Annotated in this window: 12 protein-coding genes; all 12 read left to right on the top strand. The window is 48.4% G+C overall.

Translation table 11 applies throughout. The annotated features are described in order from the left end of the window. The first annotated feature begins 129 nt into the window (after nucleotides 1-129). Entirely contained in the window at nucleotides 130-1,641 is a 1,512-nt protein-coding gene (gene lptC, locus Q4E64_RS02235) for an LPS export ABC transporter periplasmic protein LptC (RefSeq protein WP_303166028.1), read from the top strand. A gap of 17 nt (nucleotides 1,642-1,658) precedes the next feature. Next, complete coding sequence (gene gmhA / locus Q4E64_RS02230) at nucleotides 1,659-2,222, top strand: D-sedoheptulose 7-phosphate isomerase (protein ID WP_303166027.1); 564 nt, start codon at nucleotides 1,659-1,661, stop codon at nucleotides 2,220-2,222. Beyond that, nucleotides 2,212-3,702: a D-glycero-beta-D-manno-heptose 1-phosphate adenylyltransferase gene (gene rfaE2 / locus Q4E64_RS02225; RefSeq protein ID WP_303166026.1), complete on the top strand. Its 1,491-nt coding sequence runs from the start codon at nucleotides 2,212-2,214 to the stop codon at nucleotides 3,700-3,702. The genes gmhA and rfaE2 overlap by 11 nt, the downstream gene beginning before the upstream one ends. Further along, the gene (gene rfaD / locus Q4E64_RS02220; RefSeq protein ID WP_303166025.1) at nucleotides 3,699-4,673 is read left to right on the top strand and encodes an ADP-glyceromanno-heptose 6-epimerase; all 975 of its coding nucleotides are present in this window, start codon (nucleotides 3,699-3,701) and stop codon (nucleotides 4,671-4,673) included. The genes rfaE2 and rfaD overlap by 4 nt, the downstream gene beginning before the upstream one ends. Continuing rightward, a complete protein-coding gene (gene gmhB / locus Q4E64_RS02215) occupies nucleotides 4,663-5,163 on the top strand; it encodes a D-glycero-beta-D-manno-heptose 1,7-bisphosphate 7-phosphatase (RefSeq protein ID WP_368501485.1) in 501 nt (166 codons plus the stop codon). Before rfaD ends, gmhB begins: the two co-directional genes overlap by 11 nt. Before the next feature lie 24 nt (nucleotides 5,164-5,187). After that, entirely contained in the window at nucleotides 5,188-6,240 is a 1,053-nt protein-coding gene (locus tag Q4E64_RS02210; RefSeq protein ID WP_303166023.1) for a glycosyltransferase family 9 protein, read from the top strand. Next, nucleotides 6,233-7,288, top strand: a complete 1,056-nt coding sequence (locus Q4E64_RS02205) for a glycosyltransferase family 9 protein (protein WP_303166022.1) — start codon at nucleotides 6,233-6,235, stop codon at nucleotides 7,286-7,288. The genes Q4E64_RS02210 and Q4E64_RS02205 overlap by 8 nt, the downstream gene beginning before the upstream one ends. Next, the gene (locus Q4E64_RS02200; RefSeq protein WP_303166021.1) at nucleotides 7,281-7,928 is read left to right on the top strand and encodes a hypothetical protein; all 648 of its coding nucleotides are present in this window, start codon (nucleotides 7,281-7,283) and stop codon (nucleotides 7,926-7,928) included. The genes Q4E64_RS02205 and Q4E64_RS02200 overlap by 8 nt, the downstream gene beginning before the upstream one ends. A 373-nt stretch (nucleotides 7,929-8,301) precedes the next feature. Continuing rightward, entirely contained in the window at nucleotides 8,302-9,861 is a 1,560-nt protein-coding gene (locus Q4E64_RS02195) for an LTA synthase family protein (RefSeq protein ID WP_303166020.1), read from the top strand. A 350-nt stretch (nucleotides 9,862-10,211) separates the two neighbouring features. Further along, the gene (locus Q4E64_RS02190) at nucleotides 10,212-11,219 is read left to right on the top strand and encodes a glycosyltransferase family 8 protein (protein ID WP_303166019.1); all 1,008 of its coding nucleotides are present in this window, start codon (nucleotides 10,212-10,214) and stop codon (nucleotides 11,217-11,219) included. A 9-nt stretch (nucleotides 11,220-11,228) separates the two neighbouring features. Continuing rightward, complete coding sequence (locus Q4E64_RS02185; protein ID WP_303166018.1) at nucleotides 11,229-12,284, top strand: NAD-dependent epimerase/dehydratase family protein; 1,056 nt, start codon at nucleotides 11,229-11,231, stop codon at nucleotides 12,282-12,284. A 1-nt stretch (nucleotide 12,285) separates the two neighbouring features. After that, nucleotides 12,286-13,536: a nucleotide sugar dehydrogenase gene (locus tag Q4E64_RS02180; RefSeq protein WP_368501475.1), complete on the top strand. Its 1,251-nt coding sequence runs from the start codon at nucleotides 12,286-12,288 to the stop codon at nucleotides 13,534-13,536. Nucleotides 13,537-13,836 lie beyond the last annotated feature (300 nt).

The following is a 13,836-nucleotide window of genomic DNA, read 5'->3' as shown; positions in this document are numbered from 1 at the left end:
CCTAAAATCTCACAAAAACATTAAAAAAGCTCACTCTAAAAAAGTGGGCTTTTTATTTTTTTGTGGTATAATATTAAGTGGATTATTATGCAAATTTTTCTTATCTTACAATGACAAAGGAGCATACTCATGAAGAAAACATTTTTTGCAGCCGCTTTAGCGCTTAGCTTGTGCGTACCGACTTACGCTGCTCAATATACGAATTCCGAAGAAGATCGATATGAAAGCCCGGCTTTTGCCGATGAACTGGAGGAAAGCAACACCAATAAGAGCGTCAAGCCAAAGAAATCCAAAGAGCTAGAGAAAAATAGCGAGCCCGTACCTATCAATATGTCTGCCGACCATGCGGAATACGATAGCACCAGCGGCGATTTCCATGTCAGCGGTAACGTAGTTATCATTCAAGGTAAGGAAAAACTACTGACTACCTATGCCGTAGGCAATATGAAAACTGGCGACGTATGGCTGGAGCAGGGCGGCACGTTGGTGGAGCCCAACAGCACCATGAACGGGCAATGGGCGCATTATAATTTTAATACTAAAACCGGTGAAATTAAGCAAATTACCGGCAAGAGCATGAAGGATATTTTTGACGCGCCGCACGCTACCGTTTATCCTGATAAAATCGTCATGGACGAGGGCGGACGTTCTTCCCGTTGCCCGGCGGTTAAGCATCCGCCGTGCTTGTCGATTACGGCGAAAACCTTCGAAATCTATCCGCAGGAAAAAATGGTCGCTCACGACGTTAAAGTTTTTGTGCGCGGCAAGCATGTCTATTCCCGCGATTTATGGGTGAATAATTTAAACGACGACGGACAAACGAAAATTATGCCGCGTTTTGGTTACGATGGCAGCGACAACGGTTTTTACGCTAAATTGGAAGTAAGTCAGCCTGTGTCGGAAAAAACCATGGTCAGCGTGGACTTGCCGCAATATTCAAAGGCCGGCTTTAAGCCGGTGTATAAAGTGAGCCACGACGAGCGCAATTTCCGCATAAGCTATATGCATGGTTGGGATGAGGACGATGGCGATTGGTATAAAAAACAGAATACCTGGCGCTTCGACTACAAAAATCACCACATTATCGACGGCCTGCCTTTGAGTTATTCCGCTTATTACGAATACGGCTTGTGGAACAGGTGGGATCAGGACACCAACAGAAGTTATCGTAAAAGTTGGCATAAGGAATACGCCGTTTATTTGAACCACGACCCGATTTATTTATTTGATTCTAAAGATACTGTTTTGAATTTGACGGTTGGCAAGAAATGGGTAAATGAAAGCGCGACCGGCGACACACGTTCCACGGATATGTATTACGCAACGCTGGGACAGAAAATGGGGTCGCAATGGCGCACCTGGGTAGGTTATTATCGCGAAAAGGAAACCAGCACACTGTTTGATTTAGGGCAGCCGGATATGGAACGCGAGCTGCGCAACGGCTTGCAGTGGACTCCGGATAGCCGTAATATAATCAGCGTTATTAATCGTTATGATTTGGGACAACATGAAAATTATGAGACGGATTACCGCTGGCTGCATAAATTCTGCTGCTGGGCCTTGGAATTTACTTACGAGAAATCCTTTAATGACGACGACGATAACTCTTTCAAAGTAATGTATTATTTCTATAATCTGTAATGACGAGGTTAGCGATTATGCAAAAACTTATTGAGCAACGATTTTTAGACCATCTGGAAGTAGCGCACGCCGTGATGCGCAGCGGCATTTTACAGCAAATTGAAATTATCGCCGCTGAAATAAAAAAGGCTTTGGCGAACGGCAATAAGGTGATGTTCTGCGGCAACGGCGGCAGCGCCGCCGACAGCCAGCATTTGGCGGCGGAATTTGTCGGGCGTTTCCAAAAGGAACGCCGCGGGCTGCCGGCCGTCGCCTTGACGGTGGATACTTCTATTTTGACCGCCGTGGGTAACGACTACGGCTATGACAAGGTTTTCGCGCGTCAGGTGGAAGCTTTGGCGCAGCCCGGCGACGTTTTGGTGGGGATTTCTACCAGCGGCAATAGCGCCAACGTGGTGAACGCCATCGAGTTAGCCAAAAGCATGGGCGTATATTGCGTAGGTATGACGGCTGCGGGCGGCGGCAAAATGGCGGCGCTGTGCGACCAGTGCATTGCCGTACCGGCCAAGGTAACGGCGCGGGCGCAGGAAATGCATATTTTAATCGGACATATTTTGTGCGAGCTGGTGGATGGTGAATAAAGTGGCAGGCTTGGCTGTAACAGCTTTTTTAGCGGAGCATATCCAAAAATTAAAAATCGCCGTGATTGGCGACGTGATGCTGGACCGTTATTTTCACGGCGAGGTCAAGCGCATTTCCCCCGAAGCGCCGGTGCCGGTAACAAAAATCAACCGCATTAAATCGGTGCTGGGCGGCGCGGCCAACGTAGCGGCCAATCTGGCGCATTTGGAGTGCCGGGTGTTTATGGGCGGCGTTACCGGCGACGATGAGAACAGAGTGCTGCTGGAATGCTTGATGGCCGACGCCGGTATCGATTACAGCGGCCTGGCGAAAAGCGAGCGCCGCAAAACCATTACTAAGCTGCGCGTATTGGGCGGCAATCAGCAGATGCTGCGTCTTGATTTTGAAGAGACGGGCGATTTATACCCGGAGGAAATCGTGGCGCTGCGGCATTGGTTGGCCGGATTGCTGGACGATGGGCTGGACGGCATTATTGTGTCCGACTATGCCAAGGGCGTTTGCTCCGACGATTTTTGCCATTGGGTGATTAACGAGGGCCACGCTTATAATATTCCCGTGCTCATCGACCCTAAGGGCTCCGATTGGACGAAGTACGACGGCTGCGATTTTATTACGCCTAATTTAAAAGAAATGTGCGAGGCAGCAGGCTGCCAGCGCGATAACGAGGATGCGGCAGTTGTGGAAATGGCGCGGGTCGCTAAGGACAAGTATCATATAAAAAATGTAGTAGTAACTCGCAGCGAGCGCGGTATGTCGCTGATTAACGATCACGAGGTGCTGCACAGCCCGGCGACAGCGATCGAGGTTTTCGACGTGTCGGGCGCGGGCGATACGGTAGCAGCGACGCTGTTGGCCGGGGCGGCAGGCAGGCTGCCTTTGGAGGATGCTATTTACATGGCTAATCGCGCGGCGGGTATCGTAGTGGCTAAGGTCGGTACTTACCCAGTGCATCGCGACGAGCTGCTCAAGGATTTGCTGACGGAGGAACGCAAGCAGGGGCGGGGCTACCGCACGCTGAGCTGGCAGGAAATCGCTTCGCTGGCCGCTACCTGGAAGGCCTGCGGCGAAAAGATTGTTTTCACCAACGGCTGCTTTGATATACTGCATGTTGGTCATGTGACTTATTTGGAAAAGGCGCGTAATTTGGGCAAGCACCTGATTGTGGGCCTGAATACGGACGCTTCCGTGCGCCGCTTGAAGGGAGAAACGCGGCCCCTGGTACACGAGCTGGACAGGGCGCGCGTGCTGGCGGCGTTGGCCTGTGTGGACGCGGTGGTGCTGTTCGACCAGGATACGCCGACAGAGCTTATTGAAAAAATCCGTCCGGATATTTTGGTTAAGGGCGGCGATTATAAGCCGGAGGAGGTCGCCGGACGCGAATATGCCGGCGAGGTGCGTATTATAGAATTTGAAGACGGTTACTCTACTACCGGAGTAGTAGAAAAGATTGCTAACATGGTTAAGGAGGGCAAATTATGATTATTGTAACTGGCGGCGCCGGTTTTATCGGCAGCAATATTGTAAAGGGATTAAACGACCGTGGTATCGACGATATTTTAGTAGTCGATAACCTGACCAATATGGTGAAGTTTAAAAATATCCAGGGCCTGAAGGTACACGATTACATGGATAAGTACGCTTTCATGGACGCGCTGCAGGCCGGTAAATTCAATCATGAAAAAATCGACGTTATTTTCCACGAGGGCGCTTGCTCCGATACGATGGAGTACAATGGCAAATATATGATGGAAAATAATTTTGAGTATACGAAGAACGTGCTGCATTTTTGCTTAGACCGCAAAATTCAGCTGATGTACGCCTCCTCCGCTTCCACCTATGGCAGCGGCGCGCACGGCTTTAAAGAGGAGCCTGCCTGCGAGGAGGCGCTGAATGTTTACGCTTTTTCCAAGCTTTTCTTTGATAATTATTTACGCCGTTTGCTGCCTTCCGCTCAAAGCCAGGTAGTGGGCCTGCGTTATTTCAATGTTTACGGACCGCAGGAAAACCATAAGGGCAAAATGGCGTCCATGATTTTCCAAATGTATAATCAATGGAAGGCGGAGCATAAGGTAAAGCTGTTCGGCGAGTACGACGGCTACGGCCCCGGCGAGCAGACCCGCGACTTTATTTACGTTAAGGACGTGGTGAAGGTAAACTTTTATTTCTGGGAGCATCCGGAAATCAGCGGCATTTTTAACTGCGGTACGGGTCACGCCCATCCCTTTAACACGCTGGCGAAGGCTGTGCTGAAGCATTTTGGCAGCGGCGAGCTGGAATACGTCCCCTTCCCGGAAATTTTGAAGGGGAAGTATCAAAGCTTTACGGAAGCGGACGCTACTAATTTATTGGCCGCAGGCTATGACGGCGGCTTTACGCCTATTGAAGAAGCGGCTGAGGAATACTGCCAGCTGCTTGATAAGACGGGCGGCTATTATGTCTATGAAGGATAAGGCCGTATTTTTCGACAGGGACGGCGTGCTGAATGTGGACGTCGATTATCTCTATAAAATAGAAGATTTATGTTGGCTGGACGGAGCTAAAGCAGCGGTCGCCTATTTGACGGCTTCAGGTTATAAAATTTTTATCGTGACGAATCAGAGCGGCATTGCCCGCGGTTATTATACTGTGGAGCAAATGCAGGAGCTGCACGAATATATGCGGCGGGAGCTTGCCGCGGCGGGCGGAAAGATAGAAAAAATTTATTATTGCCCGCACCACAAGGAGGGCGTCGTGCCGGAATACAGCTGCGACTGCAATTGCCGCAAGCCTAAGCCGGGGATGCTGCTGCAGGCTTTTGCCGAATATGATATCGATAAAGCGCAGAGCTTTTTGATCGGCGACGGTCAGCGCGATGTGGAGGCGGCGGCAGCTGCCGGTATTAAAGGCTATTTGTTTAAGGGCGGCAATCTGCTGGAGTTTGTTAAAGGTATCCTTAATTAATTTCCGGCAGGATTGGAAGATAGTATGGGAATGGAATATAAAAATATTTTACTTATCAAAATGAGTTCATTGGGCGACATTTTGCATACGCTGCCTTTTGCAGCCGCTTTGCGGCAACGTTTTCCCCGGGCGCGCATAACCTGGCTGGTGCATCCGCAATTTGCAGGGTTCGTGCCCGACCCGCCGGTTATCGACGAGGTGCTGTATTTTGATAAGGTAAAATTTAATAAAATGGGTTTTGCCGACAAGCTGAAATATTTTTGTCAGATGCGCGCTTTGCTGCACAGTAAGCGCTTTGATTTGGTAATCGATATGCAGGGCTTGTTTAAAAGCGCGGTACTGGCGGCGATCAGCGGCTGCGATAACCGCATTGGCTATTGCGAAATGCGCGAGGGCAGCGGACTTGTCAGCAAGGCGATTTGCGGCAGCCATAGTAAGGCTCATGTCATCGAACGCTATTTGGATGTAGCCCGTTATTTGGGGGCGCATATCGACGAGCTGGACGATGTGCAGTTCCCCATGCCCGATTTAAGCAAAGAAACCGTTAGCGTGCAGGCGAAATTGCGGGAACGCGGCTGGCAAGGGGGCGCTTATGTAGTAATTGTGCCCGGCGCAAGGTGGAGCACAAAGGAGTGGCCTGTGGAGCATTATGTGGCGTTGGCGCAAAAAATTACTGCGGACGGCGCTGGTATCGTTTTAGCCGGCGGGCCTGACGATGCGGCTAAAGGGAAAACAATTGCTGAGCAATGCGCTTCTCCGTTGTTAATCGACATGACCGGGCAAACTTCCTTGCGGGAACTGGCGGCTCTGATTAAGGGCTGCAGCTTTTATATCAGCGCGGATACAGGCCCGCTGCATTTTGCCGCGGCTTTGAAAAAGCCCCTGGTCGCTATGTACGGCCCGACGAAGGCCGACCGTACCGGACCTTACGGCAGTATAAATTCCACGGTGTTGCTGTCGCCTGCCAAATGCGCGGGCTGTTTAAAGAAGCATTGCGACGACTGGCACTGTATGTATGATATTACGCCGGCAATGGTATACGAAATCTATCGAAAAAAGGTGAACGCTGATGGCTAAAGCGGTTGAGTTAGACGGTAAGAAAATATTAGTTACATTTTTAATGCACTTGGGCGATTTGACGCTGACCACGCCCTTTATTCATGCGCTGCGCAAGGCTGCGCCTGCGGCGCATATTACTTTTCTGGCGGACGAAAAGCTCAAGGACGTGGTTTTGCATAATCCTTATCTGGACGAGGTAATTACCATAGATAAAAAAGGCCGCGATAACAGCTTGCTGGCTTTGGCTGCCTGCGCCCGCCGTTTGAGTAAAATGGATTTTGACGTGCTGATCAATCTGCATCCCAACGAGCGCTGCTCTTTTATTTGCGCGCTGACTAAAACCAAACTGCGCGCAGGCACTACGCATACGCTGTTTAAACCTTTTTGGGATGCCTTTACGCCTTTGAACCGTAAGATTCACGCTGCCGATATGTATTTGGACGTCTTGACTCAGTTAGGCGTGCCAAAGCTGGAGCATAATGGACTAGAGATTTTTCCCAGCGAGGAGCATCTGCAGCATGCCGAGGAATTTTGGCGCGAGCACGGTGTGTTCGGCAGCGACAAACTGGTAGGCTTCAATATTGGCAGCGCGGTGGTGACTAAGCGCTGGGCGCCGGAGCGCTTTGCCAGGGTAGCGGATATTTTGGCGGGTAAGGGCTATAAGCCGGTATTCTTTGGCGGCACGATGGACGAAGAAATGGTGCAGGAGGCCGTCAGTTATATGAAAACAAATCCCGTCGTAGCGACGGGCAACTTTACTATCGGCGGTTTGGCGGCGGCTATGCGCCGTTGCAGTTTGATTATTACCAACGACAGCGGACCGATGCACGTGGCCATCAGCCAGAAGGTGCCTATCGTTGCCATGTACGGGCCGTCCAGCCCTAGGCTGTACGGGCCTTATACCGAGGACGCTCTTATTGTGACGGCTGAACCGCCGTGCCTGGGCTGCGCGAGCGGCATGAAGCACAAGTGCGACGATATGCAGTGCATGACGCGCTTGACGGTGGAGCAGGTAGTAGCGGCGGCGGAAAAAATGCTGGAAAAGCATGGTGCTGCCGATGCCTAAGCAGCTTGCTATTCACAGTGAAGTTTTGCTGCTGTGCGAGCGCAGGGAAATCGCGCAGTTTGTGCAGGCCTATATGCAGCATTTGCAGAAACAAAAAGTAGCTTTGCCGCAAAGTCAGTTTTTGATTTTTCGCAGTATGGAGCAACTTTCTGTTTTGGCTCGGCGCTTGCCCTTGATACCTGGCAGTGAGCGTGTGCGCAGAATTATTGTTTTGGCCGACGCCGGAAATAATTTAGAGGAGCGCAGAGAGCTGCTGGATATGGTACGCGGCAGCGCGTATTTTTCTAAAATACCTTATTGCGCGCATTTTTTCTTCCCTGGCAGATTGCAAGGAAAAAGATGGCGCAGCGGTTATCTGGAAGACTTGCTTTTGGAAGCGCTGCGGCCTGAAACGGCGGAAAGCGGCGAGTTTATAAATTTATATAATGTGTGTCAGGAGTACGTGGACAGCGTAAATAATTGTCGCGGGCAGGGAAATGGATTAGGTAACCGCAGCCGTCACGTATTGTGCGCGTATTTGGCGGCTACCGAAAAATATGCGGGAGCAAGCCTGGACGAGGCGGTTGCAGCGGGCGCTTTTGCTTTGGAGGGCGAAAGGTTCGCGTGCTTGCGGAAGTGTTTGGAAAAATTAGGTGAGTAAGGGAAGGATAATGGTGCAAGTTTTTGCTAGATTTTTTGAAAATTTGCAACAGGATTTAAAGGCATTTATTTATTGGTGTCTTGTTTTGACTTTGTTTCGTATCGGCTTTATTGCCGTATACAGCGGCCAGTTAGGCGGGGAATATGCGGAAGTACCTGTGGCTTTATGGCTGGGCCTTCGCTTAAGCTTAAAAACTGCGGGAATAGTTTGCCTTTTAGGTTTTGTAGTGGCGACATTGCCCAAAATATTTTTGCCGTTTTGGCCTGCGGCTAAAGTAAGATTTAGCTGGCATACCGTTGCGTTAGTATTTTTTGCAATATTATTTATGGCGCGGATTCCGTATTATGGAATTTTTAACGCGGCGTTTAACCTTATGCTGATTAACGGTGCGCACGACGATATTTATGCGATTATTGTTACTGCTATCAAAGAGTATCAGCTTTTATGGCGTTTACCGGTAGCAATATTATTGGGAGCGGCGCTTGCGGCGCTTTTAAAATTTATGCTGCAAACTGCGGTATTGCGATTTACGTCTGTGCATTATAAGCTTCCTGCTGCAGTTCTTACGCTAGCGGCTTTACCTGTAATATGGATTTTCGTGCGATACGGGGGGGCAATGTCTTATGCGGCGTCAATAAATTGGGAAAGCGCCGCGCGGCTCAAGTCCAATTTACTTAACGAAGCCGTTTTAGACGATGGGCAAGCTTTGTATCGCGTTTATGCTATTAAAAAAATTTTAGGAAAAATAAATAATGTGGATGTAAGCGAAGCGCAACTGCGCGGCTTTATAGCTGAAGCCGGCGGCAATGAAAAAGCTTCGACTATAGACGGCGCGTTTTTACGTACTGTAAATAAACCGCGCTTGCAAAAGCAGCCGTCTAACGTGGTCTTGCTGGTAGGCGAAAGTTTTGGCGTGTGGCCGTTTCTGCCAAAATTTAAAGATTTAGGCTTGGTGGATAATATGCTCGGTTTGCAAAATTCTGCGCAGGCGGCGCATATTGCAACTATGCTGCCCCATAGCGGCGGCACTATAGGCGCGCTTAACGGCTTACTGACCGGTTTGGCCGATACTAATTTATATGAAAATTACCAGCCGCGAAGTTTTCAAGATAAGTATGCTTCCGGTATTGGTTATATCATGCGGAGTTTGGGCTATAAAACAGTTTTTTGGTACGGAGGCTTTCCCGGCTGGCAGAATATAAAAGATTTTGCGCTGGCGCAAAGCTTTGACGAATTCTATTGCGCTGACGAGATTGGCTATAAGGGCGGCAACGCATGGGGCTGTCCTGACGAGTTGCTGTTAAAAAGCGTTGCCGGATATATGGCGCAAGAAGCGCCGCAGCAAAAAGTTTTCCATCTCATACTAACGACGAGCAATCATCCGCCGTACACATTGGATGTGGACGCTATGGGGTTCCCGCGCGCGGCGGTGCGCAGCAAATTGCCTGCCGATATCTCCAACGACGAAAAAACTTTAACGGAGATGGGACATATTTGGTACGCCGATAAAACCATGGGCGATTTTGTGTACCAAGCGCAAAGTATGTGGCCGGACAGTTTGTTTGTCATTACGGGCGATCATTCGGAGCGTTTTGACTTCGCCATAGAGCAGGATATACGCACTCGCTCGGTTATACCTTGTATTTTTTATGGGCAAGGCGTACAGCCTGAATGGTTCGGCGATAAATCCGTGGGGTGCCATATGCAGTTGGCGGGGACGCTGGCTGAAATGCTTGCGCCAAGCGGGTTTGCTTATACCGCTATATTGCCGAGTATGTTTACAAGCGGCCAATTGGTATTTAATCATTGCTTGTATGCGCAGAATGGCGCTATTGATACGATTGACAGGAAGGACAAGAGCACATGGGAATATTTTGACGTTAGACGCAGGGTGGGCGCCTGGAGAGTTTTAAAAGGTAACGGGATAGAGTAAATTCATTTTGAAAAAGTAAAAGCAGCGTAATGCGACAAAAGTGTAGCGCATTACGCTGCTTTTTAGGTTCTTTAACAAAGCTTAGAAAGATTCTCCCTAAAAGCAATTTGGAAGTGCAAATAATGGCGGTATGAAAAATTTTGACACACCATGCGCCCTATGCTAGACTATAATAGTTAAAGCGGATAAAATATACTGCCGTATGCTTATAATGCCATAAGAAACGGTAATATTTAAATTTAGAGTAAATTAATGCGGAGCTACTATAGTATATAACGATACTGGCGTCAGATATTATAGAAATAGAGAGAGGACTAACGCTCTATTTGCGTAGAGCCGAAGGTAAGGAAATGTTTAACCAAGAGGACTTTGCCAAAAACAAATTTATACTGAAAACCATAGAAATCAGCGCGTTAATGCCCCACCGTAATGCGCTATTGTCCATGCAACCCATGCAACCCATGCATATAGCTTTTAATATTGACGATAATTTTTTTATGCAGGCAGGCGTGGCGATAACGTCCATCTTAGAAAATAATAAGCGCAAGCCTTTCTTCTTTCATATTTTTTGCGACGGCGTGAGCGATGCAAACCTTGCTAAAATGCGCCGGACTGCTGAAAAATATGGAACGCAGATGCGCATTTATATTATGGATATGCAGCCTTTTCAGTCTTTCCATATTAAAACCAAGCATTTTTCGCGCGTTACCTATTTACGTTCGGTAATGCCTAAAATCTTACAGCCGCTTACGGATAAGTACCTTTATATGGACGCCGATATGATTTGCGTCGGCGATATCAGCGAGATAGAAAAAATTGATTTGCAAGACTATCCTTTCGCCGCCGCCAGTGAAACGCCGGAGGCGGTGAAATACAAAACGGAATTTTTGCATCAGAAAAGCGGCAAGCATTTTAACGACGGCCTGATGTGGATAGATATCAACGAATGGGAAAAGGAACGGATTACGGAAAAAGTATTTTCTTATCAGGGAGCAGACCCCAGCCGCTTTTCCGGACAGAGCCAGGATATTATGAATTTAGTTTTGGACGGCGAGATATTATTTATCGACCGCAAATTTAACGGCGGTTCGGATAAAGGCGTTTTGATTTATCATTTTACCGGGCGCAATAAACCATGGCAAATGGTTATCGGCGAAGGGGCGCGTTTGTGGCGGCATTATTTGGATGTGTCGTGTTGGGACAGCATTAAAGACCCTAATCCGCCCAAAGACCCTGCGCATTATTTTAACCATAAGCTGATGATGCAGCATTATAAAAGGGAAGGGCAGTACGGCGAGATGCTGAAAAGTTGTTTTTGGTATTCCTGGTTAAAAATAAGATATAAATTGGGCATATGAGAGGTAATTATGGAAAATATATTTATTACAGGCACGGCGGGCTTTATCGGCTTTCATTTAGCCAAAAGGCTGCTGGCGAAGGGCGCTAGCGTTATCGGTTTGGATAATCTCAACGATTATTATGACATCGGGTTAAAGCGGCATCGTTTAAGCGTTTTGCAGGGCTTTGCTGAATTTACTTTTATCAAAGGCGATTTGGCGGATAAGGCGCTTATCGATAAAATTTTTGCTGATTACAGTCCTCGCGTTGTTGTGAATTTAGCGGCGCAGGCCGGCGTGCGTTACAGCATTATCAATCCCGACGCTTATATCAATTCCAATATCATCGGCTTCTATAATATCTTGGAAGCCTGTCGCCATTCCTACGATGGAGGCGCATCCGGCGTGGAGCATTTGGTGTACGCTTCTTCCTCGTCCGTTTATGGCTCAAACAAGAAAGTGCCGTACAGTACGGACGATAAAGTTGATAATCCTGTGAGCTTGTACGCTGCGACGAAAAAGAGCAACGAGCTTTTGGCGCACGCTTATTCTAAACTCTACAATATTCCGTCCACAGGGTTGCGTTTCTTTACCGTTTACGGACCCGCCGGGCGTCCCGATATGGCTTACTTTGGCTTTACTAATAAGCTGCGCGCCGGTGAAAAAATTCAAATTTTTAATTACGGCAACTGCAAGCGCGATTTTACTTATGTGGACGATATAGTTGAAGGCGTTATCCGCGTTATGGCTAAGCCGCCCGCCAGGAAAACGGGCGAGGATGGTCTGCCGCTGCCGCCTTACGCCGTGTATAACATCGGCAATAACAGCCCGGAAAATTTGCTGGACTTTGTCGATATTCTGCAGCAGGAGCTGATTCGCGCCGCCGTGTTGCCGGACGATTATGATTTTGCGGCGCATAAGGAGCTTGTGCCCATGCAGCCGGGCGACGTGCCCGTGACTTACGCCGACACTTCGGCTTTGGAAAGGGATTTTGGTTTTAAACCCCACACGAGCTTGCGCGAAGGTTTGCGCAAATTTGCCGAGTGGTATAAAGAATTTTATATGAATAGTGAAGGAAACAAATAGCATGAAAAAATTTGAGAATTTGAAAATTGCGGTAGCCGGAACAGGGTACGTCGGCTTGTCCATCGCGACGCTTTTAAGTCAGCATCATCAGGTAACCGCCGTGGATATCGTACCGGAAAAGGTGGAGCTGCTCAATAATAAAAAATCGCCCATTCAGGACGAGTATATTAAAAAATATTTGGCGGAAAAAGAGCTACGCCTGACGGCGACACTGGACGCCAAAGAAGCTTATGCGGACGCTGATTTTGTAGTCGTCGCCGCGCCGACTAATTACGACAGCAAGAAAAACTTTTTCGATACCAGCGCGGTCGAAGCGGTGATTAAGCTGGTCATGCAGTACAATCCCAATGCTGTGATGGTAATTAAGTCCACGATTCCCGTTGGCTACACAGCTTCTATCCGCGAAAAGCTGGGTAGCAAAAATATTATTTTCAGCCCGGAATTTTTGCGGGAAAGCAAAGCCCTGTACGATAATTTATATCCGTCCCGCATTATCGTCGGCACGGATATGCAGGACGAACGGCTGGTGCAGGCGGCGCAGACCTTTGCCGCCTTGCTGCAGGAGGGCGCGATTAAGGAGAACATCGACACCTTGATAATGGGCTTTACGGAGGCCGAAGCCGTGAAGCTGTTTGCCAATACTTATCTCGCTTTGCGCGTATCCTATTTCAACGAGCTGGACACTTACGCGGAGATGAAGGGCTTGGATACGCAGCAAATCATCGCTGGCGTCTGCCTGGACCCGCGCATTGGCAGCCATTATAATAATCCCAGCTTCGGTTATGGCGGCTACTGCCTGCCTAAGGATACCAAGCAGTTGCTGGCAAATTACAGCGACGTGCCGGAAAATTTAATCGGCGCTATTGTGGCCAGCAACCGCACGCGCAAGGATTTTATTGCCGAGCGCGTACTGGAAATTGCCGGAGCGTATGAGGCTAACGACGCATGGGATGCGGCGAAGGAAAAAGAAGTTGTTGTCGGCGTGTACCGTCTGACAATGAAGAGTAATTCCGACAATTTCCGCCAAAGCTCGATTCAGGGCGTGATGAAGCGCATTAAAGCGAAGGGAGCGAAAGTGATTATTTACGAACCCATGCTGCAGGACGGCGATACCTTCTTTGGCAGCGTCGTGGTCAACGATTTGGCAGAATTTAAACAGCGGAGCCGGGCGATTATCGCCAACAGGTACGACGCTTGCCTGGACGACGTGCAGGAGAAAGTTTATACCAGAGATATCTTTCGGAGAGATTGATAGCCGCTCTCGATTGGCAATAGATAATTTAAAAGCGCGCTGGTTTTGCAAAGCTCAGCGCTTCAATACACAACGGACGTCAGCATCTGTTGTGTATTTTTTATTGATGAAATGCGAGCGCTATGTTAAACTATTATTATAATTGGCTGGAATGAATTATAAATGAATTTTGCCGTAGAGAGATCAGAAAGATTATTTTGTGATTAATTAACCATTGCTATTATGATTATGTGGCTATGCATAGAGGTTATAATCTCAAAAATAGTTTAAGATCATAGAACAAAAACGAAAAAGCAAAAT

It is taken from the genome of Phascolarctobacterium sp. (genome assembly GCF_030531065.1).
GTDB lineage: Bacteria > Bacillota > Negativicutes > Acidaminococcales > Acidaminococcaceae > Phascolarctobacterium_A.
The sequence above is the reverse complement of the archived record's forward strand: the minus strand, read 5'-3'. Positions and strand labels throughout refer to the sequence as shown.